Annotated in this window: 24 protein-coding genes and 1 riboswitch; of the genes, 15 read left to right on the forward strand and 9 right to left on the reverse strand. The window is 48.0% G+C overall.

The annotated features are described in order from the left end of the window. The first annotated feature begins 60 nt into the window (after nucleotides 1–60). Genes B8987_RS08425 through B8987_RS08435 form a run of 3 tightly spaced genes read left to right on the forward strand, consistent with a single transcriptional unit; the run spans nucleotide 61 to nucleotide 2,252 of the window. The gene (locus B8987_RS08425) at nucleotides 61–999 is read left to right on the forward strand and encodes an MBL fold metallo-hydrolase (RefSeq protein WP_084661238.1); all 939 of its coding nucleotides are present in this window, start codon (nucleotides 61–63) and stop codon (nucleotides 997–999) included. A gap of 15 nt (nucleotides 1,000–1,014) precedes the next feature. Next, nucleotides 1,015–1,353, forward strand: a complete 339-nt coding sequence (locus B8987_RS08430) for a NifB/NifX family molybdenum-iron cluster-binding protein (protein WP_020375653.1) — start codon at nucleotides 1,015–1,017, stop codon at nucleotides 1,351–1,353. Between the two features lie 56 nt (nucleotides 1,354–1,409). Further along, nucleotides 1,410–2,252: an SDR family oxidoreductase gene (locus tag B8987_RS08435; RefSeq protein ID WP_084661239.1), complete on the forward strand. Its 843-nt coding sequence runs from the start codon at nucleotides 1,410–1,412 to the stop codon at nucleotides 2,250–2,252. A gap of 63 nt (nucleotides 2,253–2,315) precedes the next feature. Here the strand turns inward: B8987_RS08435 and B8987_RS19985 are convergent, their stop codons facing one another. Together B8987_RS19985 and B8987_RS08445 are read right to left on the reverse strand one after the other, a co-directional pair. After that, nucleotides 2,316–2,507 (reverse strand): flagellin, encoded by a 192-nt coding sequence (locus B8987_RS19985; protein WP_084661240.1) that lies wholly within the window; start codon nucleotides 2,505–2,507, stop codon nucleotides 2,316–2,318. A gap of 460 nt (nucleotides 2,508–2,967) precedes the next feature. Then, entirely contained in the window at nucleotides 2,968–3,933 is a 966-nt protein-coding gene (locus B8987_RS08445) for an ABC transporter substrate-binding protein (RefSeq protein ID WP_176213197.1), read from the reverse strand. A 201-nt stretch (nucleotides 3,934–4,134) separates the two neighbouring features. On the opposite strand from B8987_RS08445, the gene B8987_RS08450 reads away from it, so the two are divergent. Then, entirely contained in the window at nucleotides 4,135–4,431 is a 297-nt protein-coding gene (locus B8987_RS08450) for a hypothetical protein (protein ID WP_020375662.1), read from the forward strand. Nucleotides 4,432–4,470: 39 nt separating this feature from the next. On the opposite strand, the gene B8987_RS08455 is transcribed toward B8987_RS08450, so the two are convergent. Further along, the gene (locus B8987_RS08455; RefSeq protein WP_084661242.1) at nucleotides 4,471–5,112 is read right to left on the reverse strand and encodes a histidine phosphatase family protein; all 642 of its coding nucleotides are present in this window, start codon (nucleotides 5,110–5,112) and stop codon (nucleotides 4,471–4,473) included. A gap of 210 nt (nucleotides 5,113–5,322) precedes the next feature. After that, nucleotides 5,323–5,446: riboswitch (cyclic di-AMP (ydaO/yuaA leader) on the forward strand. A gap of 90 nt (nucleotides 5,447–5,536) precedes the next feature. Between B8987_RS08455 and B8987_RS08460 the strand changes: the two genes are divergently transcribed. From B8987_RS08460 to B8987_RS08485, 6 genes are all read left to right on the forward strand, one after another. Further along, the gene (locus B8987_RS08460; RefSeq protein WP_084661243.1) at nucleotides 5,537–6,391 is read left to right on the forward strand and encodes an ABC transporter permease; all 855 of its coding nucleotides are present in this window, start codon (nucleotides 5,537–5,539) and stop codon (nucleotides 6,389–6,391) included. 196 nt (nucleotides 6,392–6,587) lie between these two features. Continuing rightward, nucleotides 6,588–7,652 (forward strand): taurine ABC transporter substrate-binding protein, encoded by a 1,065-nt coding sequence (locus B8987_RS08465; protein WP_176213198.1) that lies wholly within the window; start codon nucleotides 6,588–6,590, stop codon nucleotides 7,650–7,652. 48 nt (nucleotides 7,653–7,700) lie between these two features. Then, complete coding sequence (locus tag B8987_RS08470; RefSeq protein ID WP_084661244.1) at nucleotides 7,701–8,480, forward strand: ABC transporter ATP-binding protein; 780 nt, start codon at nucleotides 7,701–7,703, stop codon at nucleotides 8,478–8,480. 246 nt (nucleotides 8,481–8,726) lie between these two features. Beyond that, a complete protein-coding gene (locus B8987_RS08475; RefSeq protein WP_176213199.1) occupies nucleotides 8,727–9,167 on the forward strand; it encodes a MarR family winged helix-turn-helix transcriptional regulator in 441 nt (146 codons plus the stop codon). Nucleotides 9,168–9,179: 12 nt separating this feature from the next. Further along, nucleotides 9,180–10,148: an NAD(+)/NADH kinase gene (locus tag B8987_RS08480; protein WP_084661246.1), complete on the forward strand. Its 969-nt coding sequence runs from the start codon at nucleotides 9,180–9,182 to the stop codon at nucleotides 10,146–10,148. A 188-nt stretch (nucleotides 10,149–10,336) separates the two neighbouring features. After that, nucleotides 10,337–10,849: a hypothetical protein gene (locus B8987_RS08485; protein ID WP_084661247.1), complete on the forward strand. Its 513-nt coding sequence runs from the start codon at nucleotides 10,337–10,339 to the stop codon at nucleotides 10,847–10,849. Here the strand turns inward: B8987_RS08485 and B8987_RS08490 are convergent. From B8987_RS08490 to B8987_RS08500, 3 genes are read right to left on the reverse strand one after another with little or no spacing between them, the layout of a single operon-like run. Beyond that, nucleotides 10,806–12,041, reverse strand: a complete 1,236-nt coding sequence (locus tag B8987_RS08490) for a glycoside hydrolase family 1 protein (protein WP_084661248.1) — start codon at nucleotides 12,039–12,041, stop codon at nucleotides 10,806–10,808. The two genes, B8987_RS08485 and B8987_RS08490, sit on opposite strands and share 44 nt — an antisense overlap. Nucleotides 12,042–12,078: 37 nt before the next feature. Then, on the reverse strand, nucleotides 12,079–12,969 hold the full coding sequence (locus B8987_RS08495) for a diacylglycerol/lipid kinase family protein (protein ID WP_084661249.1): 891 nt from the start codon (nucleotides 12,967–12,969) through the stop codon (nucleotides 12,079–12,081). A 50-nt stretch (nucleotides 12,970–13,019) separates the two neighbouring features. Next, complete coding sequence (locus B8987_RS08500; RefSeq protein WP_176213200.1) at nucleotides 13,020–13,874, reverse strand: deoxyribonuclease IV; 855 nt, start codon at nucleotides 13,872–13,874, stop codon at nucleotides 13,020–13,022. Nucleotides 13,875–14,115: 241 nt separating this feature from the next. On the opposite strand from B8987_RS08500, the gene B8987_RS08505 reads away from it, so the two are divergent. From B8987_RS08505 to B8987_RS08510, 3 genes are read left to right on the forward strand one after another with little or no spacing between them, the layout of a single operon-like run. Beyond that, the gene (locus B8987_RS08505; protein ID WP_207651510.1) at nucleotides 14,116–15,510 is read left to right on the forward strand and encodes a M14 family metallopeptidase; all 1,395 of its coding nucleotides are present in this window, start codon (nucleotides 14,116–14,118) and stop codon (nucleotides 15,508–15,510) included. Nucleotides 15,511–15,560: 50 nt separating this feature from the next. Continuing rightward, complete coding sequence (locus tag B8987_RS19855; protein ID WP_207651511.1) at nucleotides 15,561–15,800, forward strand: hypothetical protein; 240 nt, start codon at nucleotides 15,561–15,563, stop codon at nucleotides 15,798–15,800. A 23-nt stretch (nucleotides 15,801–15,823) separates the two neighbouring features. After that, nucleotides 15,824–16,978: an aminotransferase class V-fold PLP-dependent enzyme gene (locus B8987_RS08510; protein WP_084661250.1), complete on the forward strand. Its 1,155-nt coding sequence runs from the start codon at nucleotides 15,824–15,826 to the stop codon at nucleotides 16,976–16,978. A 10-nt stretch (nucleotides 16,979–16,988) separates the two neighbouring features. Here the strand turns inward: B8987_RS08510 and B8987_RS08515 are convergent, their stop codons facing one another. After that, the gene (locus tag B8987_RS08515; protein ID WP_084661251.1) at nucleotides 16,989–17,369 is read right to left on the reverse strand and encodes a hypothetical protein; all 381 of its coding nucleotides are present in this window, start codon (nucleotides 17,367–17,369) and stop codon (nucleotides 16,989–16,991) included. 85 nt (nucleotides 17,370–17,454) lie between these two features. Here B8987_RS08515 and B8987_RS08520 point away from each other — a divergent pair, with 85 nt between their 5' ends. Beyond that, nucleotides 17,455–18,021: a hypothetical protein gene (locus tag B8987_RS08520; protein ID WP_084661252.1), complete on the forward strand. Its 567-nt coding sequence runs from the start codon at nucleotides 17,455–17,457 to the stop codon at nucleotides 18,019–18,021. 405 nt (nucleotides 18,022–18,426) lie between these two features. Continuing rightward, nucleotides 18,427–19,023: an alpha/beta hydrolase family protein gene (locus B8987_RS08525; RefSeq protein WP_084661253.1), complete on the forward strand. Its 597-nt coding sequence runs from the start codon at nucleotides 18,427–18,429 to the stop codon at nucleotides 19,021–19,023. Between the two features lie 111 nt (nucleotides 19,024–19,134). Here B8987_RS08525 and B8987_RS08530 read toward each other — a convergent pair whose 3' ends face one another. Continuing rightward, nucleotides 19,135–20,490, reverse strand: coding sequence for an O-antigen ligase family protein (locus tag B8987_RS08530; protein ID WP_084661254.1), 1,356 nt, complete (start codon nucleotides 20,488–20,490; stop codon nucleotides 19,135–19,137). A 506-nt stretch (nucleotides 20,491–20,996) separates the two neighbouring features. Further along, the gene (locus B8987_RS08535; RefSeq protein WP_084661255.1) at nucleotides 20,997–21,896 is read right to left on the reverse strand and encodes a MurR/RpiR family transcriptional regulator; all 900 of its coding nucleotides are present in this window, start codon (nucleotides 21,894–21,896) and stop codon (nucleotides 20,997–20,999) included. Nucleotides 21,897–22,000: the final 104 nt, after the last annotated feature.

The following is a 22,000-nucleotide window of genomic DNA, read 5'->3' on the forward strand; positions in this document are numbered from 1 at the left end:
ATTCGTTAATTGCCAGATTCCAGATAACCGATGAAAATAATAGGGGGAGGGGGATGATGTATGTCCATTATTGATTATGGTCAGGGGATTTATGCCATTGATTTATTTGAGGAAGGAAAACCGTTTCGATCCAGTGCGTATGTGATTAAAGATGATCAGACGGCGTTAATTGAGACGGGATCAGCGAGAAGCCATGAGGCATTGCTACAAGGTCTCAAAGAATTGGACCTTAGCCCAGTGGATTTAGATCATATTATTGTGACCCACGTCCATTTAGATCATGCTGGGGGAGCGGGCCAAATGATGCAAAAAAGTCCACATGCTCTTCTACATGCGCATCCCCGGGCCGCCCGGCACTTAATTGATCCCTCTAAGCTCGATCAGGGTGCGCGGGCCGTGTATGGGGACCATATGGATGAGATGTTTGGCGCGTTAGTCCCCGTGGACGCAAGCCGGGTCGTCATCGAAGACGATGAAGGCACCCTGAATCTTGGAGAGCATACGTTGAGTTTTTACCATACTCCAGGACATGCCAAACATCACATGTGTATTGTCGATGATGTCACACAGGGAATCTTTAGCGGCGACATGATCGGCATTCGTTACGTACCAGGATATACCGGATGGGACTTTGATTATGGATTTCCTACCACTTCGCCCGTGGATTTTGATCCCGACGTGATGCTTCAATCCCTTGACCGGCTGGAAGCGCTCGGTGCGCACCGTATTTATCACACCCATTTTGGAGTGACAGAACCAGCTCAAGAGGCTTTTGACTTTTCCCGCAAAGGGGTGCACTATATCAACGAGTTGATTAAACAATTGCCGGAGAATCCAAGCTATGAGCTAATCTACCGGGCATTATCCGAAATTATTGCCCAAGATTTAAAACGCTTAGGCCATCCGGTAAACAATGTGGATCCCTTAGCTTTGGACATTATGTTGGATAGCCAAGGCATTTTGGTGTACATACAGAAGAAAAAGGATGGGAAATTATAGAAAGAGGTGATTAGGATGGCACATATCATTTGTATTCCGGTTGATGAGACCGGTCAGGTAGAACCTCGGTGGGGACGTGCTCCTCGGGTGGCACTAGCGACTATTGAAAATCATCAAATCACGAACTGGGAAGAATTCGATGTCCACTGGGATACGTTACATGATCAAGACGGTGAAGGTCGGCATCACGCACGGATTGCGAAATTCCTGATGGATCACCATGTGAGTGATGTGGCCGCGAGCCATATGGGTCCCGGTATGTCACGCATGTTGGAATCCATGCGACTGCACACCTATTTAGGCGTCGAAGGCAACGCGCGACAAGTCGTTGAGCGGCTGGCTCAAGAACTGTAAGCGTCACAATTCTCTGGGACGTCCGAGGGAACTAATAAAGGAGTTCAAATGACTAAATGAAACATGTGATTATTGGAGCCTCGGGTCAAGTGGGGACGTACCTCTATCAAAAATTAGATCAGGTTAGGGAAGACGTTATAGGCACCTATTATCGTCATCCCCATTCGGGTTACGTATCATTAGATATGCGTGATAAAGAGGCTGTTAAGTCCCTGCTGTCCGCTGTTAAGCCGGATGTTGTGTGGATTCCTGCCGCTATGGCGAATGTGGACTTCTGTGAAGACAATCCTGAGTTGAGCTACGAACAAAATGTTCGTGCTCCTGAGATGGTGGCTGAACTGGCGTCAAAACAGGGCGCCCGTCTTGTCTTTTTTTCTACGGACTACGTTTTTGACGGGGTGAATGGACCGTATCAAGAAAAGGACCCCGTGCATCCCATTCAGGTCTATGGTCAGCACAAGGTGGAGATGGAACAGTACTTGTTGACGCACGTACCGCATAGCCTTATTATCCGGCCAGCTTGGATTTACAGCCGCGATGATAATGCCAGAAATTTTGTCTACCGGGTGTTATCTGAACTGAAAATGGGACGTTCTGTTAAAGCGGTGACAGATCAATGGAATACACCGACTCCTAGTGATGGCTTAGTGAATATGGCATGGAAAGCACTGCAAGACGGATTTGAAGGCATTTTACATATTGTCGGGCCTGAGCGCTTAACGCGATATGAGTTGACTCAGCGCATTGCCAAGGCCTTTGGCTATTCTCCAGATTTAGTGGAACCCGTGAGCACCGAATCGTTTCAGTTGCCAGCGAAGAGACCGCTTAATGGGGGCTTGATCACACAATATCCTTCTTATCGCTTAGTCGCGGGCCGCGATTTTGAGCCGTTGTTCTAGCTCTTTTTAAAAAACAAAATATCCCGCTCAGACGTGATCTGAGCGGGATGTTGTCGTAATGCCTTAGCCGAGTAATTTCAAAACGAGTCCGGGGAGCTGGTTAGCTGAAGCCAGAGCCTGGAGTCCCGTTTGTTGCAGAATTTGTTCTCGTGAAAAATTACTCATGACCTGCGACATATTGGCGTCCATAATTGTTGATTTAGCCGCCTGCAAATTGGTATTTTCTGTGTTCAGATTCTGAATCGTGTAATTCAATTGGTCTTACTGTGCACCAATTTGGCCTTGCGCATTTGTCAACATGGATAGCGCATTATTTGCGAGGGTTATAGCCTTCTGAGCATTGGTTGTTCCTACAACGTTGATATTAGAAAGACCCAAACTTAAACTCGTAAAGGAACCAAGATGAGTTTGAATTTGGTTAGCTGCATTGTTATTGGGACCACGTTGGAACGTTAATGGTCAGTGGTGGCACCTGTACCAAAGTTAATAGTGTTCGAAGTTGAACCGCTTATGACTGTTGCATCAACGTTGACTATACAGGATGCTTCCGCCGCGTTGGTCGAAGTCGCCGTTCGCAAGCGTAGCATTGTCGATGCTGATTCCAAGGATTCGCAAGCGACTTGATAAAGGTTGTTGTTCTATTAAGCACGCCGACCAACCATAACTGCGATGTATAACGAATGCTAGCACGAGTAAAAGAAGAACGCCATCCTGTTTAAAAATCCTTGAGGAGATCATGGGGCAAGATCACATGAGGATGGAGCAGATGGATTAATTCTGCCAATCCCATGGCAATGGCGGGTGAGGGTTCATCAATATAAGACGGCTCGGGCATGGCCAGAATATGATTGTCTTTAACTGCCCGAACATGGGAAAATCCCGGTAAAGTGGCAATAACATGGGCTGTCGCATCAGTCGGATCATAAATGATGTCCTCAGGATTGGCCTTGACAATTTGCTTCGGTGTGAGTACAGGATAGGCCGTGTGAGCAAATTGATCAGCAATATTCTTCCCTCCGGCCATTGTAATGAGATTGTTCAAATAGCTATTGGGCCCCGCAGAATATAGCTGTCCTAAATCCAAAAAGACTGTAGGAGTATGATGGGTATTTTTGCGCACAAGGTGCTGAAGAGTCGTTAATTCGGTTTTTAACTGGGAAATCAACGTTTTGGCTTGTTGTGTTCTCCCAGTGGCTATTCCAACAATTTGGATATCGTGATACACGCCGTTTATATTTTGCGGGCTTAAAATGATAACCGGAATGTGAAAGTGTTGAAGGGCGGATAGTCCTTTAATGCCGGGGATTGCGAGCACCAAATTGGGCTTCGTCGCCACGATTTGCTTGATATTGATGGAGGGGAAAGACGAACCTATATTATGGAGTCCTTTCAATTCGCTTTCCCATGGAGGCGGCGCATACTCAAATGTCATGGTGTCAGTTCCCACAATCTCGTTTTTGAGTCCCAAATCTAAAGCAATTTCGGTATTACTAGGCGCAATGGTGACGATGCGGGTAGCCTTATGCGTGAGAATGACGGTGCGTCCGGTATCATCCGTTATCGTAATCGTATGGATTTTGGCCGCCTTGGCGTGGGTTACAGTTTGTCCACAGCCCGCCAAGAGACTAAGGCTAAGACCGAGCCCGAATAGCTTTAGGGCTCTTGCAAAACGGTTCAACATGTTTCTCCTTTTAGACTGATTACTCTTGATGAAATTACACAATGTTTCCGTCCAGGACCTTTGCCATAATGAGAGTGTATGATGATGTGCTCTCATTGACAAGGAAAAAAGTCGGTTAGGACTCAATTTGTAAATTTCGGGAATATTGTAGAACAAGTGGAGGCATTTTCCAAACGAGGCACATCTAAGGAGGTTGTAACGATGGATTATCCTAAAGACATCGACGACTTTACTGAACGCGTATTGTGGTCCTTATGGTATCGGCGCCGAGCAGTGACGGTCGGGACCATCTGTGGGGATGCCCGTCTCGAACCCCACATTGTTACCCCGATTCTTGAACGCTTGGCAGCGAAAAAATGGATTGAAGTGTATCACACCGCGGGACAGCCTTCTTTATATTTTTGGGCACGGCCTAAAGATCAGGACATGATTAAAACAGCGGAATTAATGCACCGCTTGCTTTGGGATCTGCCTTTAAACCATCATGATGTACTATAGAGGACCCATTATAAATAAGAGTGGGGTCCATGGTGGTGGTTAATCTAAGTCACATCCTTCTTCTCGAGCATTACACAGCGGGGAGAAAATGAGGACCCAGCGTCCGTTATCAAACCACCGCAGCAGCAATTGCCCGGTATTCGGTACCCAAATATGACGGGCAGCGGGTCCATGGGCGTCTAAAATGACGAGCAGGGCCCCTTTAATACAATCGGCGTGGGTTGCTGCTACGGTTAAGGTGCTGGGCTCACAGGTTTGAAGGAACTGCGAGAGCGCGGTCAGCACACGCTGGCCCACGGTCATGATACTTTCTCCGCCTGGAGGGGGATTGCTCTCGGGATCTTGTCGCCAGGCCTGGAAAGCCGGTGAATTGGCGTTTTCCAAATCTTTCAGTCGGTGACCATCCCACTGTCCTAAATCAACTTCTGCCAAGTCTTCCAAGACGACGGGATCAATGTGAAGTATTCGTGCCAAGGGTGCAATGGTTTGCCTGGCGCGTAACAAAGGGCTTGTGACAATATAGCGAACGGGCGCATTGAGCAATTGTCGTGCGAGTCGCTCAGCCTCTAGAGAACCAGAGGCGGTCAAAGGCGGGTCCCATGTGCGGCATGCAAAGCGACCTGCTGCATTCGCTTCACTTTCACCATGCCGGACCAATAATACATCAGCGTATGCGGGCAACAGAAAACCTCCTGTGAGAAATAATTGAGAACAATGGACTAGGCGCTATTTATCTTACTGAAATTCCGAAGTCATGGGGAGAATTTATTGCGCCCGCGCAAATTTGTCAATGATATACAAAATTGCCCTGAACACCGAACTCATGTTAGGCTGAAAAGGAACACTCACAGTCCTTTGTACATATAGTACGCTAGGGCTTAGTGGAATCAATTGAATTAATCGCCAAATCGTGTGCAAACACGAACGGGGGACCCAATTTTCGGGGCGTACGTAAGGGGGCAGCTTTCCGCCCTAGCCCGTCAGCTTACCTCGTCGGCATGGAAAGCTTGGACAGTTGCCCGGGCTTGTCCCGGTTTTTTTATCGATTTGGTGATTTTTCGATTGATAGGAGATGAGAAGCTCAGTTTTTAAGGAGGTACGCTTTATGGGTTATTCATGGGTGACGCCTGATGAGGAACAGAAAAATGTCGTGGTGAATCAAAATCCAGAAGCCATGACGTGGGCGATGCAAAAAAAACCATATAAAGGTTATGTTCCCTGGTTAGTGGCTGTCATGGTCATTTTGGTATGGTGGTTAATTTCCGCTCTTCACTGGGTTTCATCCACAGCGCTCCCCTCGCCCGGCTCTGTCTTTCATGATTTCATTTCGGTTGCCACAATCGGTTATAGCGGTGTTCCCTTATTAACGAGCACTTTATATAGCCTGGGGCGGATTACTGCAGGATTTTTAGCGGCCGTTGTTGTTGGGATTCCCATTGGATTTTGGATGGCGTCTTCAGACTGGGTATTTTTAGCCATTGACCCGTTATTACAATTCCTGCGTCCTATTCCCCCGCTTGCCTATATTCCTGTGATGATTGTCTGGTTTGGCATTGGTGAAACCTCGAAAGTGATCCTGATTTTTTTCTGCACGATCCCCATTATCATCATTAGCGCCATGAGCGGTGTGAAAAGTGCTCAAGAGACCCGCATCCGGGCAGCCCAATGCCTTGGAGCCAACAAAAGACAGCTGTTCCGCTATGTGATTTTGCCATCGGCACTCCCGGAAATTTTTACGGGTATGCGTGTCGGCATCGGGATTGCGTGGACCTGTCTTGTCGCTGCCGAAATGATTGCAGCGTCCAAGGGACTGGGCTGGATGATTGAATCGGCAGGTAATGAGCTGCAAATCGGGGTGGTTTTTGTTGGCATTGTTATCATTGGTCTTCTCGGTTACGGGATGGAACTCGTTATCCGCCGTATTGAACACCGAGTCACACCGTGGAAAGGGAAAGCATAAAGATTAAGGATTGTTGTCTTAAACAAGGCATGGCCTGCCATGGCTTTAAATCGCCACGCTTGTAGATCTTATGCCACCTTTCTCCCTGAGAAAGGATAACGTGACGGTTTTACCCTTACTGAAGCAGGCGTCTACTGCCGTAATGATGACGACTTAGGCGCCTAACACCCATAACAATACCAAAGGAGGATGTTTTGTGCGTGTATTCATGCGAACCAAGAAATCATGGCGATCTTTAATGATGGGAGCCTTCGCTCTACCTTTCCTAGTGGGGTTAGCTGGGTGCGGCAGTGCCACAGCTGCTACACAAGAACCGACGGTGACCATCGGCTATGAAAATGCTCCAGACCCTGAGTCGGTGGCGATTGAGCAGAATTTCTTTCAAAAATATATGCATGCACATGTCGTCTTGAAATATTTTTCATCAGGGCCCGAAGCCCTGACATCCTTAGCGTCTGGGTCGCTAGACTTCATGACTACCTTAGGTAATCCGCCGACAGCCTCTGCGATTGCCCGCGGCGTGCCCTTGAAAGTGATATGGGCAATGGAACGCTACACCACTGCCGAAGGACTCGTCGTTAAAAATGGCTCTCATATTCGGTCCCTCAAAGATTTAGAAGGGAAAACGGTGGCTCTGGTGCAAGGCTCGACCTCACCGTTTGAACTGGATACTGCTCTTGAAATGCACCACATTCCCGTATCTTCCGTCCATATTGATAACATGGCTCCTCCCAATATGGTGGCCGCGTGGAAAACCAACCAAATTGAAGCAGCGTATGTGTGGGCACCCTTTTTGAACGAAATGCAGCAAGATCACGGTCATATCCTCATTTACGATCAAAACCAGGTCAATCAAGCCCCGATTTTTAATTTGGCAGTTGTCAATTCGCATTTTGCCAGCAAGTATCCTCAATTGGTGGATCAATTTATTCAGGCAGAAGAAGCTGGGGTCAAATTCTTCTATGCCCATCCCCATAAGTCATTCCAAGATATTGGGAAGTTGAATGGGATTTCGGCTGCCGATGCGAAAGCGCAAGCGCAAGGCTTACACTTTACGACATTGTCCCAGGAATTAACCCTGCGAAGATTGGGGACTCCCAGTACGGTGGCCGATTCTTTGGTCACAAAATCGTTAACGTCGGCAGCAACGTGGCTGAAACAGACGGGACAAATCAGTACTGTCCCGGCGAATATGAGCCAGTATGTTGACCCTTCTTTTTGCCAAACGGTTTACAATCATTCTCTTAAAACGGGATCCTAAACGATGTCATCTCTGTGATCAATAAAGTTCATAAAGGAGCATTTACGGGTGATAGAACTTCACAATGTGACGAAATTCTATCCACCGACTAAAAAAGGTGGGCAAGCTGTTTTAGCGGTGGATCATGTGGACTTGTCATTATGTCCTGGCCAATTTGTCTGTATTGTCGGTCCTTCGGGATGCGGAAAAACGACGATTCTTAATATGATGGCTGGGTTTGAACAACCGAGCCAAGGAGAGATTTTAGTAGACGGCACGGTCGTGGATAAACCGGGGCCAGAACGGGTAGTCGTGTTTCAGCAACCGTCTTTGTTTCCTTGGATGAATGTTTACGACAATGTGGCCTTGGGACTAACGATTCGCGAAGGGAAAAAATCTTCTCATGTCCCAAAAGTTCAGGCCATTATCGATACGGTCGGATTGTCTGGATTTGAACAGCATTTTCCCTACCAACTTTCAGGAGGCATGCAACAACGGGCAGCTATCGCTCGGGCCTTGATCACGGAACCGCAAATTCTTTTGATGGATGAACCGTTTGGCGCCTTGGATGCCCAAACCCGAGCCGATATGCAACGCTTTTTGTTATCCCTGTGGGAGCGGCTTAAACCCACAGTTCTCTTCATTACGCATGATGTCGAGGAGGCGATTGTATTAGCTGACCGGGTGGTGGTGATGACGCCACGGCCTGGCAAGATTGCCGCGGATATTCCGATTAATCTGGGAAGACCTCGTCAGTGGGACGTTACGCTGTCTTCGGATTTCTTGCATTACAAGAAAACTGTGTTAAACATTCTGAAACCAGGGCCAACCTCGAAACTCGCCCATTAAGGTTCGAAGTCGAAAACTAGGCGAAGAAGGGATCTAGGAGCTGCTGAGTGTCGCATTCCAAGACCCTTTTCGCCTGTTCAAACACAAGATCGTGTTCAGCCTAAAAGGTTTTTGATGTGCGAAAATTCCCTTCCTGTGAAACTGAGTGAAACTGAGTGAAACTGAGTGAAACTGAGTGAAACTGAGTCTACCCGAGTAGCGATCTTTGATGGTATGCTTGTCATATCCCGTGGAGAGGAGAAGACGGTGGACCAGGAAAAGGCAGAAGCATTGTTTGATGCCGCATTTCGCGTTTTGCGCATGATGGCACGTCAATTTGCGCGTGATCGCGCGCCATGGCATATTACGCCAACGCAATATCACATTTTGTATTTGATTAGAGATCGCCGAACCTTGACGCTTATGGATATGGCTAAACATCTACAGGTGTCTGCGCCGACCGCCACGCGAGCTGTCGATGCGTTAGTGCAAAAAGGATTGTTGTGTAAAGAACGTGATCCGCAGGATCGGCGACTAGTGTGGTTGCGTTTGTCTGATGAAGGGATCCGCTTGTTGTCGTTAGAACGTGCGGAACATGTCAAATTTTTAGCTCAAGAGGCCGATGCCAAACTCAGCGCAGATGAGCAAGATCAATTGATTGCGTTGCTCAATAAGTTAATTCCCCCGGCATCGACCGAAAAACAATAAGGTGAATGGTGAATGCCCACAATTGGCCTAATTATTAATCCGATGGCTGGACGTGATATCAGGCGCTTAGTGGCTGCCGCGTCTTTGCAGTCGGCACCCGAAAAAATGTTAGTGGTCCGGCGATTATTTTCTGGGATGTCTGGAATCCCGGATACCGAAGTGATGATGATTGATGATTATGAAGGATTTGGGCGGTATGCTCTACATGAATTGAACGACCTCTTGCCTGTGAAACTCATTGCGGGGGAAAAAGAGCCGAGTAACGGGGCATCGACAATTGATTGGGCTAAACGTCTTGAGCAGGCGGGAGCACGGGTTATAGTGAGTGTGGGAGGGGATGGTACGCAACGGAACATTGCCCAGGCCCAACTCCGGATTCCCATCTTGCCGATTGCGGGTGGAACTAATAACGTCGCTTGCTGGACTGGAGATCAAACCGCGGCCGGTTACGCGTGCGCACTATATCTAGCACGGGGCGATGATCCGCTGGACGTCGGATTTCAAGCCAAATTGATTCATGTGCAGCTGGAAAGTGGTCATGAAGAGCTGGCATTAATTGATGTGGCGCTTGTGCGTCAGGCTTATACGGGAGCTTTGGCCGTTTGGCATGCTGAGGATGTGGAACGTCTGCTCTTGACCGTGGCGGATCCGGTTCGACCGGGGTTGTCTAATGTGGGGGGATTTCTTTATCCTGTTTTTCCGGGTGACGATGTCGCGCTTCAAGTGACTTTGCGAGGAGGCCCACCGGGACAAGCCACCTTAGCCGTGATGGCGCCAGGTCTAATGACGCCATTTTATGTTCAACAAGCTGAACCCTTAGCATTAGGACAAACGGTGACGTGGAGCCGTAAAGAGGGCGGTTCGTTAGCTTTGGATGGCGAACGAAGTGTGGTGTTAAAACCTGGGGAGCCTGTCATGCTGCGCGTTATTCGCGATGGGCCCTTTGTATTAGATCCTACTAAAATTCTGAGAAAAGGTTGATCACACATCTTGCAACGAACCATGATGGCAACATGATGCTCTCAATTATTCTCATGGCCATCGTGGAACTCACGTTAAGAAAGAGCCAGATTTCAAGAAAATAGCCGGTGGACCAGCATTTTTTTGGTCTAAATCTCTTCCTGTGACTTATTTATAGGACAACAGGCAATTTTGTCAGGGGGGAGATTATGGGCTCACCAGATTATGCTGTGAGTGCCAATATGGCTCAGGTTATCGTGCGTCTTGCGACCATCCGCCGGGAAATCAGACAACTAGAAACGGAAGAGCACGTCATTCGCCAAGAACTTTTAAAGACGCTACAGGATTGGCCACCTAATGCTTTTCCCATCCGGGTCGGTGAAGTGGAATTACGTCTTCAACAACGTAATGGGCGCATCGATTATGAGGAAGCCCTGCAGGTATTAGATGACCATGGCTTGTTAGACCAAGCGGCTTCAGAAGCTGTGGTTTCTGATCAAGAGGCTCTGGTTGCTTTACGCATTGCCATCTCGGAACTCAGCATGCCTCAAGATACCCAACAACAACTCTCCAGCGTCTTTCAAAAGGCCGTTCAGTTTCGTCCTGCCCTCAGTGCTGAATGGTTGGAGCGCCTTTTTAAATCACAAGCTTTGGATGAAGCAAGCTATGCTCGCTGTTTCAAAGATCAGAAACCGGTGGTTCCGGTTCTGGTGGTACGCTAATGGGCCACCGGCCTTGGTTGGCTGAAATGATGCGGCGGTATAACAGAGCACTGTCTTTAAGCGTGCGTTGTTGCGTGGCATAATCCACATGAATAAGACCAAACCGGGGTCTATAGCCTTCGGCCCACTCAAAATTATCGAGTCCGGCCCAGTAAAAATAGCCGCGGACAATAGCCCCCTGATTTTGGGCACGGCCTACGGCTGCGATATGATCTTTGAGAAATTGCTGCCGTAGCCGATCATCATTCGTAGCAATCCCGTTTTCCGTAATGATAAGAGGCTTGTCATAGCGCTTCATCGCGACCAATAATTTTTCTAGACCCTCGGGATAAATTTCCCAGCCCATGTCGGTAAGAATTTGGTCCGGTTTATGCGGAACCGGGGTGAGAAATTGACGAAAACGTGCATACTGCCGGGTATAGTAATTAATCCCGATAAAATCAGCGGTATGCTTGGTCCACTGAATAAAGCGGCCATTAAACAAGGAATGAAGAAGACGGGCATTGTAACGATCGAGCCGGGAGCGACTGTTATAGGGTTCAAAGGCCAAGAGATGATGGGCAAGACCCACCATGGTATTTGGTCGTTGCTGTTTGATTTGGTGATAAGCGGCATTGTGACAAGCGAGAAGGCGGGGGCCGATTTGCCACACTTCTTTGAGATTTTTATGGCCAGGCGGCCATTGTCCATTACCGTAACCCATTACGGCATAGACCATGGGTTCATTGATGGTGATATAAAACCGGACTAAATCGCCTAGTGCGCTGACCACCTGTTTCACATACCGGGCAAATATCTGTGGCGCCTCAGGATGAAAAAAACCTCCCTGCTCGGCAAACCATAAGGGCAACGTAAAGTGATGCAATGTAACCATGGGCTCCATCTGGTGCCTCATGACGGCTTCAGTCATTGTCCGGTAATGATTTAAAGCGTTCTGATCAAAATATCCGGGTTCTGGCTCAATGCGGCTCCATTCTATTGAATAGCGGTACGCATTGATGCCCAGCTCGGCAAACAGATTAAGATCCTCAGGATATTTTTCGTAATGAAGACATGCTCTTCCCGATTTCTCGGGAACATGGCCCTGTTCTTCCCATTGTGTCCAATCGTTATGGTTGTTGCCTTCTACTTGATGACTTGATGTCGCCACGCCCCATAAAAACGGTGTGGTATCAAGAGGCCAAGACATCATCCATTATTCTGCCTTTCTGTTCATACGCTTGAAAATTTTATGGCGCGTCTTGTTCCATCGAACCGACACGGACCCGAATCGCCTTGGGGACGGTTTTCACCGTGACCGGTAAGTGACCAATCAATTCTCCATCGGCATGGACCCACAACGCTTTGGGCCCTTCCAAGGTCAAAGAGGCGGCAGGAAAGGTCTTAACCACTTTGCGGCTGACATGGCTGCCCCGAAAAACGCGCGCTAATAGTGGAAATACTTGCCATGGACTAATCCCTTCAATCCATACCACTTGGAATTCTCCGTCATGGGGATTCGCTTCCGGGCAGATTTTCATTCCTCCGGCATAATATTGCGTGTTCCCAATCGCAATCATAAACGTATTTTGCGATCGCGTTGCTTCTTGCAAGGTTACCGTCATCGGTTGCGGACGATAGCCAAAGGCATTATATAAAATCCCTCGGATGAAAACCCATGTCCCATTTCCTTGCTTCTTGCGCTGATTGACCCAACCCGCGACTTCGGCGTCAAATCCGGCACCGGCCACGGTAAGAAAATACTGGCCATCAATATGACCTAAGTCGAACCATTGATGGGGTCCCCTAAGGGCGGTATCTACCATTTGATCGAGTGCTTTGGGATATCTCAGCATGCGAACAAAGTCATTGCCCGTGCCCGCAGGAATGACACTAAAGATGGCTTTACCCGAGGGCATCAAGCCATTAATCACTTCGTGATGTGTCCCATCTCCTCCTAAAGATACGACCGTCATGTCTTCAATATCTGCAACTTCTTGGGCCAGTTGGGTGGCATGACCTGGGCCCTGTGTTTCAACAATTTCCACATCGAATTTCTCGAGAAACGGTTTAACACTTTCTAATACGTGAACCGCTCTGCCATTACCGGCTGTGGGATTATATATGATCCGCGCTGCCATATGTTACGGGATTCCCCCATTAAATGAAGATACCTGCGTAGATATTTCGACTACGTCGCCCATTGTTTGTCACTTCCCAGCAGTTCGCGACACGTGCGAATTTCGTCCGCATACTGTGCTTCAGATTCGACAGGGGTTTCCAAGAAAAATGGTATCGAATGCAAACGGGGTTCGTTTAAAATCGCCTGGATCATATTGATCCCCATAAATCCCTGCCCAATTAACTCATGGCGGTCCTTTTTGGCACCAAAAGGCACTTTACTGTCATTTAAATGAATGGCTTTTAGTCCATCCATAAATTCGGGGTGTCGAAATCCTTCAAAATCCCCGATGTTTTCCGAAGAGAGAATGCCTGCAGCAAAAGCATGCTGGGTATCCAAGCAAAATCCCACTTTGTCTTTGGGGAATGGATCCGCTATGGCTAATAACTGTTCAATCGTCGTTCCAATTTCCGATCCTTGTCCCGCCGTGTTTTCTAACAAAATCATCACGTGCTCCGTCTTATTTCTCTCTAAGACCCGAGCGAGGGCTTCTTGCATACGGGTAATACCCCAGTCTAGACCTTTATCCTTGGGTTTGCCGCAATGGACGATTACGCCGTAGGATCCCCGCGCTTCTCCAATCACTAAATCTTGGACTAAGGCGTCCACAGACAACTGAAACAGTTCTTCATCAGGAGTCGCCAGGTTAATGAGATAGGGCGTATGTCCTACCGTCACCAAGTTCAACTCCTGCATGCGGGTACGTCCCTCTTCAGCATCGACGACATTGAGAGGTTTTGCACCTCGAAATCCCCGCGGGTTCTTTGTGAAATATTGAAAACATGTGGCGCCCAACTTCGGCGCGTTATCCACTGCTTTGACAAATCCTTTGGCCACACTCAAATGGCATCCTATACGTATCATTGTTATTTCGCCTCATTCCATCACTATGGTCCATGATGACGAAAATCGGATTTGACGTCAAGCAAAGTGTAAATCCCTGAAAAAATTAAAGGAATTTTGCTTGTCAAAATCGAACTAACATAGACATCACGAATCATGATGACGGCATTCGAAGGTGCGCTGGATTATTTGAGGGAACCGTGAAAATTGGCCAGTTGTTACAGCGCATGTTTGTTTAATGAAAAACCGGGAGGCAACATGGATGAGTGCAGCACGTTACTATACCTATGCGTTAATGACAGAAACCCTGCAGCAGTGGCAAGAACAGTATGCTAATCTTTTTGCGCTCGAAGCCATCGGGAAAAGCCGGATGGGCCGGGATTTGTGGGCCGTAACCATATCATCGCCGGTCAAAGAAGCAAAGAGGAAACCTGCAGTGCTGGTGGATGCTAATATTCATGCGGGTGAAGTGGCTGGAAATGCGGTAGCTATGCACTGGATGGCCACTCTCTTAGAGAACTACGGGAAATCCCCCGCCATCACCTGGCTTCTCGATACCCGTACTGTGTATGTGATTCCCCGAATTGCGGTGGATGGAGCCGAAGAATATTTAACGACCCCGCTTCGGATGCGTTCTAGTCCTCATCTTTATCCGTATTCGGAAGTATTACCGGGATGGATATTAGACGATATTGACCATAATGGGCACATTTTAACGATACGGATGCCGGCGGATGATGGGGCATTTGCCGTGGATGACAAAGATCCTCGGATTATGCGCAGGCGCCGCCCTGGCGAATTTGGCGGTCAATATTACCATGTCTTTCCCGAAGGACGCGTGCTGCCTGCGGAGCATCAGGGCAAAGACTTGATGGGAGGCCGCTTAAATCTCACCGTTCCTAATGCAATGGATTTTAACCGGAACTTCCCGATCCGCTGGGCCGGAGAAGACAAGCAAAAGGGGGCAGGACCCTTTCCCCTTTCTGAACCTGAACTGTATGCTTTAGCCCAATTTGTCATCGACCATCCCAATATTGCAGGGTATGCGGCGCTTCATACCTCGGGCGGCGTGATCTTGCGGCAACCGTCGACAGGACCCGATACGGTCTTGTCACTGGAGGACCGGATGCTCTTTACCCGGGTTGCTTATGAGGGAGCGCAAGTGAGCGGATATTTTGCCAAGTCCAATTATGAAACCTTTCATAATGGCCACGATGACGTGTTGATGCCGGGCGCAGCTGATGACTGGATGTATGATCATCAAGGCGTTTTAAGTTTCACAGTCGAAATTTGGGACTTGCCTCGTCATGCTGGGGCACGGGGATATGCCGAATATGGTGTACAAGGTTTGATGAAATTAACGGATAGCGAAAAAGAAGACGATATGCGCAAAATTATGGCCTTTATCGATGAAAAAATTGGTTCGGAAGCATTTTTTGCATGGACACCATTTAACCATCCGGATTTAGGTCCGGTAGAAATTGGGGGCATTGATCCCAAATTTGTGATTCAAAACCCACCGCCAATGTTTTTGGAGGAAGAGTGTGAGCGCGTCGGACGTTTTCTCACCACTTTGGGGTTGAGCACGCCCCAGTTGGCCATTTCGAAACTGGCGGTCGAAAAACGGGGAACGATATTTTCCGGATTGTCGCTTTAGTCACGAACCAAGGCTTTTTACCGACCTCAAGCACGCAAAAAGGACGCACGATGAAACGTAACCAGGGACTAACCGCACGTCTTGACGGGAATTATCAAATCATTGCTGGGCAATCGCCCCAATATTTAGGGCATTTAAGCGGGTATGGCAGTTTAGATGCGGGAGAACCTCCGGCATCAAATCGGGTACAACTGGAATGGGTCATCCAAGCGAGCCCTCACAGCACAGTGGCGCTCACGGTGAGTACGCCTAAAGCGGGTCAAGTTACGGTGCCCGTGGTTTTAGAATAACGAGTAGGGAACGGAGGATTAGCGTGTTTGGATATGACTTGCGATTATTGATTCCCGCGGCGTTACGACAAACCTACTTGAATACCGCAACGCTTGGTCCGACTCCCACACCTGCCTCCGCCGCGGCTTGTGCGGCTGAATTGGAATGGGAAGAAATCGGTCCCGGCCATGTTCCCTACTATTTAGAAGCGCGGGAAAAAGCGCGTCAGTTTGCTAAGCGGATAGAGCATTACATGCCTAGGGGTACGGTAAGCCTGGTGGAAAACAATAGTGAAGCCATTTTGCGAGTGATGTGGGGATTACCATGGGAGAGAGGGGACGAAGTCATTACCACCGATCACGAACACCCTGCCATGCTTTTCAGTTTAGCCTCATTAATACGCCGATTTGGGATTAAGGTTAAAGTGATGACGGTGGATAGTGCTGATTCGCTCCAAGACCAGTTACAACGTCTCCTCACGCCAAAGACCCGACTTGTCGCCATGAGTCATGTTTCTTATTTAACGGGATGGCAACTTCCGGTGGAAAAGCTGGCACCGATTATTCATCAGTATCCGCGAACACGGTTTTTGGTGGATGGAGCTCAGGCTTTGGGAAATATTTTGATAAATCCTTTTAATACCGGGGCTGACTTCTATGTGTTTTGTGGACATAAATGGATGATGGCGCCGCCAGGATGGGCGGGATTATGGGTTCGGACCACCCGGTTAGGTGAATTAGCAACCATGTGGCCTATTGATGATCATGTGTTTAATCCCAAAGATTTGGAACATGGCGTCTGGCCGTTAGATTTGGATAACGGCCAAGGATTAGAGTTCGGGAGCCGGGCTTGGCCCCGGGTTGTGGGATGGTCGATAACCTGGGACTATTTTGAAGAAGAGGGATTTGCCCATCAAAGCCGCTACCAATTAGGACTTGCACAACAACTAGTGCAGGCTGTAGGCCATCTTGATGCCTTTGAAGTGGTGATGCCGCCCCAGTCCGATTATCGTCTGACGGCGTTAGTCACCGTACGATCGAAAAAATTGGGGGCCCATTTGGCAGAAAAATTATGGGAACACAATGTTGTCGTGAAATCGGTGCCCGATTACCAAGGCATTCGGGTAGCTTTGGGTTTATTTAATATTCCCGATGATGTTAATGCCTTGGTCAGTTGTTTGCAGACGCTGTCCGAATAATGGGGTCCCCTTAGGAATTTGATTGGGAAGGTGGATTATCCATGTCCCGAGCGCTTTCTTCTAGGACTGCAAGCCTGTCGTGGATGAGCCATGCTAAATCAGGATCGAGCTTTTCGGGATCGATAGAACCTTCGTAGGCATACCACAGTGTCTGCCAGTGACCTGCAATACCGGGTTGAGCCAAAATATACTGGCGAAAGTCCTGCTGGGACAAAAATCGGGCAATGGTGTCAAAGGCTAGCGGTGCGTGGGCCGTAAGTAACGGTTCACAAATGGCTTCTAGCCACCGTTTTAACGAAGGTGTGCTTCGTTCTGGGTATAAAAGATCAATAAGATCAATTACCGCTTTAACGCCACTTTGGGGATCGCCTGTACTTGGACCAAAACCCATGATTTCCTCCTTTTTGTTCTCCCTTGAGAATGTTCTCACCTTTCGGATCGTCTACCCGTATCGTAACACGAAAAGGGGGATTGGTATGCCTGCACGTTTTTCGGCATGGGGACTTATCACGCAAAATCCCCAAATGTATCGGGACAAGATTGTCGCTACAGTTGTAGCCCGGTCCCGACCCTATGATTTGTGGAATTTTTATGAGCAAGCGGGATATTCCGTGGCGCATATTGACGATGTGCTCAGCATTCCTTTGACATTACGGGAAATGTGTGCCAGTCAAATGCGCCAGCATTACCGGTGGTGCATTACCGCAGAAATGGGTGTCAGTACCCTAAGCGGCCCTTTGGCGCCAGTGATTGGGATTCCTCTTTTGACCGGTATTTTGCTGAGATGGAGTATCGATATGGGATGGATCTATGGGCTCGACATGGCACGACGATCCAATCAAAAATGGGTTGCGACCCAGGTGATAAGGCATATGAATCAGGTGATTTGGGAAGGACAAAGTCCTCTTCGGTCATGGTCATGGCAGCGGGGAGTGAGTATCGCGGGTCATTTCCTATTGATGGGATGGGGTCAGGAACTTACATGGGCTGATAAGGTGATGGCCAAAATCCGTTCCGAATTGCGCGCTAGAGTGGGAGGATGATAGGGCTTTTATGGAGGCTGTTTGCTCTGTATGCACTTCATGGAGCTAAGAAAACCATTCACTGTTAATTTTGCACCATTCGCGGCGAGAGCGTAGCCGCCTGAAGACTTGAGGCACACAATAAAACTACAGCCAACGGACTTCAGACTTAGGGAGGTGCTCGATATGGAAGAGGAAACACGCCAAGAGACCGAAGAAAAATTGGAAGAATGGTTTGACGTGATGCGTGAATGGTTTGATGTAACCGAATAACCCAGCTTCCATAACGAAGCAGCTCCCCGCCACCACGGAGCTGCTTCGTTGTGTTGTTGGCGCATTGAGACAGAAATGGCCAGTGCATGATGCCATAGCACATCGACATCCATCGTGTGCTAAAATTAGAAGTTATTGGGGGGTGTATTTTCAATGGAAGAGTTTATTGCTAAAACCTCAGATGGAGCAGAGATTGAAACATATTTTTTACCTGCAGGACCCTTGGCCGTTATTTTATGTCACGGCAAAGCTTTTGACCGGGACAGTTTTGTCGAATACGGACAAACGTTGCGTGAAGAAGGCTACACGGTTGCTATTCCCAATTTCCGGGGATATGGTCGTTCGACGGTGGGCCAAGAGGGCGTCGACGCGATTGAATATGATGTCATTGCCGTGGCGAAAGAACTAGAAGCCAAAGGGCATCCGTCCGTGGCTTTAGGGGCCTCGCGTGGCGGGGGCGGTGTCCTTCGGGCGGTCGCATTAAATCCTAACCAATTTCGTGCCGTCATTACCTGGTCGACCGTGGCAGTGTCTGATGAGGTCGCAAGCCGCCTAGGCAATATTCCCAAACTGTTTATCGTTAGTGAGAGTGAAATGATGCACGATCAGACTTTGGCGGTTTACCGGGAAGCGCCCGAACCCAAAATGCTCAAGCAGATTTCTGGCGGCCGTCATGCACAAAAAATTTGGCAAGGTCCCGATCGTGATCTCATTGAACAATACGTCCGTGAATTTTTGAAAGCATTGTAAGGGCATTGTGAGGGCATGACCAGAAACAGAAAAATGGGATCAGCTTATAGGTTGTGGATGAGAAAGAGAAGAGCCGCCTAGGTGCACTGGCGAGTCTTCTCTTTCTCAGTTTTATGGCAGGCGCTTTTGAAAACTTAAACGCGATGTGTTTTGTGACAGAGTTCCTTGATACATGGCCATGATGGCCATCCCATAGACGATCCACATAATGTTGAAACCAATCATCACACTAGAGGGTGATACGGATCCAATCAAAAAGCCTATTAAGGAAATAAACCCTGCCCAGGAGAGATATCGCAAAACAGGATCCGGATGTTGGCGCAAGCGGTAGAGCCCTCGTAAGAGCATGCTATAAAAAATGATGTAAAGACCAATTCCTAACCAGCCGAAATCGATAGCGATTTCTAACCACATGTTATGGGCATCGATGACGCCATAGGTGTTATAGGGACTTTTGTGGTGAACATAATATAAATAATACCGCTCGGCTCCCCGAGGACCTAAACCCCAAGGATGATGCAATAAGGCATGGTATCCGCTTTCTAACAGGGCGAGACGGATTTGTAACGAACCTGGCCCCTGTGTTGGTGTCACTTTATGAAAAGTCGGATGGAATAAATGGGCCAGATGACGAAACTTCTCTAGAGCAAAAGGTAATTTGTCTTGTGCAGGAAGATGCGTGACATACCACAAACCGGCCACGAATACCGCCATCAAAACACCTAGACTGATCAGCGCATAGGGTTTATACCTGCGTGGCAAAATGATCACAAGACCGAAAAATTCCATGAACAACGCGAGTTCTCCGCCGCGACTTCCCGTCTTATATAGAACATAGAGTCCTCCCAGGGAAATGATCACACTCAAGACAATGGACCGCGCCGAGGGTTTTAATAAAAAGAGAAAGAGAACAAACGGAAACATGAGAGCTAAAGCCGCGCCTAGGTGATTGGGTCCATAAAAAAACGCAGTAGGAATGGGTTGGGGATGAAGCCCTCCTTCGCTGGAGTGTCCTAAATGATGGGCGGTGCGAATTTCCCAAAAACTCACGATCAAGGTGACGACATAATAAATCAATAAACTGCTGATAGTCGTCAAACGCGAAAAGGTGGGGAAACGAGCAAGATACCAAAAACTTAAAATCAACAAGAAGCCGGCAATTTGTTCCCACGTATAATACAGATAATAATAGGTGTGGGGACTGAATACGAGAAAGGTCATGAGCACCCAAATTAGCCATGCGGTAATGATGCCAAGGGGCCAGATTGACCGGTAATCTTTATATTGGATAATGGTATAGAGTGTGATGACAGGTAGTGGTATTAAGAGAAGGCGTTGCAACAAGGACACGAGAGAATGACCATGAAATCCTGGAATAACCAAATAGCCTTCAAAGGGCGCACTAAGAATGTAAAGTGCGATAAGAATCAGCCATGTCCACTGTAAAGACTTTTTTTGCGTGAGCAATAAACCAAACCCTCCTACTGTCTATATCCATTCGAACGCACGACACGTAAGCCTTCAATCTTTATGGCATATGAGCCATTTCGAAATCTCCCCCGTTTTGTCATAAAACCATCAAACTACACAAATCGACCCAAGACAACAACAAAATGATGAGAAGGCCAAATACAGCCTGAGGCATCCCATATCTTTGCACACAGAAAAGAATCTAAATTGCATCCAATGACAGACACCACAAAAAAAGCCGAGTCATCCTGTTACGGGACTCGGCCGAAAGTGGGAACCAGGGTAACCGGGAAATCCAACAAATTTTTTACGGTTCTTCTTTGTGGTCAGCCATGAAGCGGATGCCGATGAGTAGCGAAATAACCATGGCAATCCCACCTAATATCCATAACATGATAGTACCCTCCCGATTAGATTGTTCTCATCATACCCAGTTTTTACGCAAAAATCAAAGTCCGTTGGCTTTAATTTTCTTATTGCCCGTGATTTTATTGCGGTGGGGTTCATGGATTATTGTCGGTATCTTGTCGTGTCTCGGGAAGAGAAACGCGGTGAGGACGGACGGCTTCTAGCGTGTCAGATAATTTGCTTTCAGCTTCTTCGGCGAGGGTATTGGCCAACGCAAATAATAAAGCGCTCATGGCGGTTAACGAGGCAATAAGGGAAGAGCTGGCACCAATGCGGGGGGACGCCTCATAGGCGTAAACATAAATCGGCAAATCGGCAAGCCGTGACAAGGGATTTTTCCGATCAAAGCGGGTTAGCGCCGCAATAAACGCTTTTCGTCTTCGAGCCAATTGAACGAGTTCTAGCACTTCAGATGTTTCTCCTGAATAGGATACCGCTAAAAATATGTCATCGGCCGTGAGTTGACCGACGATAGTGGCCATAACGTGGAAGTCTTCGGCAAAAAACACTGGCAGGCCCAGACGCCATAATTTTTGTTGGAAATCTTTTACCACGATTGCCGAGGCACCAATTCCATAAGAGACAATCCACCTGGCTTGTTTCAATCGTTGGACGATGGCATCGATGTCATTTTCTCTCATGTCATTGAGGGTGCGGTTAATCGCCATGATGGTATTGCGTTTTAAGGATTGAATGGAACGAGACAACGGCGTGGTCGGATCAATTTCCATAAACCGGGATGTGGGGGGACGTTCTTCACGGGTTATATCGGCAACTACAGCCACTTTCAGGCTTTGATAACCTGGGACTTGAATGGACTTACATAGCCGGATAACAGCGGCTTGACTACTGCCTGTGATGCGTGCCAAGTCCTTAACGGTAAGATCCACCAGTTGACGTGGGTTTTCAAGAATCCAGCGAGCAATCCGTGCTTCGGACTTGGCCAGTGTCGGTAGTGTGCTGCTGAGGCGATCCAAAACGCCAGAAATAGCCACTCAAGAAATCCTCCTACCTCTATCGGATAGAACTGACAAATTTGGGAGATTTGTAACTTGTGATGAATTATTTTTTCAGCATATTGGTTCAACTTTTGAAATAT

Origin of the sequence: Sulfobacillus thermosulfidooxidans DSM 9293, assembly GCF_900176145.1 — a bacterium.
Lineage (GTDB): Bacteria > Bacillota > Sulfobacillia > Sulfobacillales > Sulfobacillaceae > Sulfobacillus > Sulfobacillus thermosulfidooxidans.

What these genes read in the sequence shown, in the direction of transcription:
- B8987_RS08425 (WP_084661238.1), top strand. Translation starts at nt 61, where the DNA reads ATGTCCATTATTGATTATGGTCAGGGGATTTATGCCATTGATTTATTT.
- B8987_RS08430 (WP_020375653.1), top strand. Translation starts at nt 1,015, where the DNA reads ATGGCACATATCATTTGTATTCCGGTTGATGAGACCGGTCAGGTAGAA.
- B8987_RS08435 (WP_084661239.1), top strand. Translation starts at nt 1,410, where the DNA reads ATGAAACATGTGATTATTGGAGCCTCGGGTCAAGTGGGGACGTACCTC.
- B8987_RS08445 (WP_176213197.1), bottom strand. Translation starts at nt 3,933, where the DNA reads ATGTTGAACCGTTTTGCAAGAGCCCTAAAGCTATTCGGGCTCGGTCTT.
- B8987_RS08450 (WP_020375662.1), top strand. Translation starts at nt 4,135, where the DNA reads ATGGATTATCCTAAAGACATCGACGACTTTACTGAACGCGTATTGTGG.
- B8987_RS08460 (WP_084661243.1), top strand. Translation starts at nt 5,537, where the DNA reads ATGGGTTATTCATGGGTGACGCCTGATGAGGAACAGAAAAATGTCGTG.
- B8987_RS08480 (WP_084661246.1), top strand. Translation starts at nt 9,180, where the DNA reads ATGCCCACAATTGGCCTAATTATTAATCCGATGGCTGGACGTGATATC.
- B8987_RS08485 (WP_084661247.1), top strand. Translation starts at nt 10,337, where the DNA reads ATGGGCTCACCAGATTATGCTGTGAGTGCCAATATGGCTCAGGTTATC.
- B8987_RS08490 (WP_084661248.1), bottom strand. Translation starts at nt 12,041, where the DNA reads ATGATGTCTTGGCCTCTTGATACCACACCGTTTTTATGGGGCGTGGCG.
- B8987_RS08495 (WP_084661249.1), bottom strand. Translation starts at nt 12,969, where the DNA reads ATGGCAGCGCGGATCATATATAATCCCACAGCCGGTAATGGCAGAGCG.
- B8987_RS08500 (WP_176213200.1), bottom strand. Translation starts at nt 13,874, where the DNA reads ATGATACGTATAGGATGCCATTTGAGTGTGGCCAAAGGATTTGTCAAA.
- B8987_RS08505 (WP_207651510.1), top strand. Translation starts at nt 14,116, where the DNA reads ATGAGTGCAGCACGTTACTATACCTATGCGTTAATGACAGAAACCCTG.
- B8987_RS19855 (WP_207651511.1), top strand. Translation starts at nt 15,561, where the DNA reads ATGAAACGTAACCAGGGACTAACCGCACGTCTTGACGGGAATTATCAA.
- B8987_RS08515 (WP_084661251.1), bottom strand. Translation starts at nt 17,369, where the DNA reads ATGGGTTTTGGTCCAAGTACAGGCGATCCCCAAAGTGGCGTTAAAGCG.
- B8987_RS08520 (WP_084661252.1), top strand. Translation starts at nt 17,455, where the DNA reads ATGCCTGCACGTTTTTCGGCATGGGGACTTATCACGCAAAATCCCCAA.
- B8987_RS08525 (WP_084661253.1), top strand. Translation starts at nt 18,427, where the DNA reads ATGGAAGAGTTTATTGCTAAAACCTCAGATGGAGCAGAGATTGAAACA.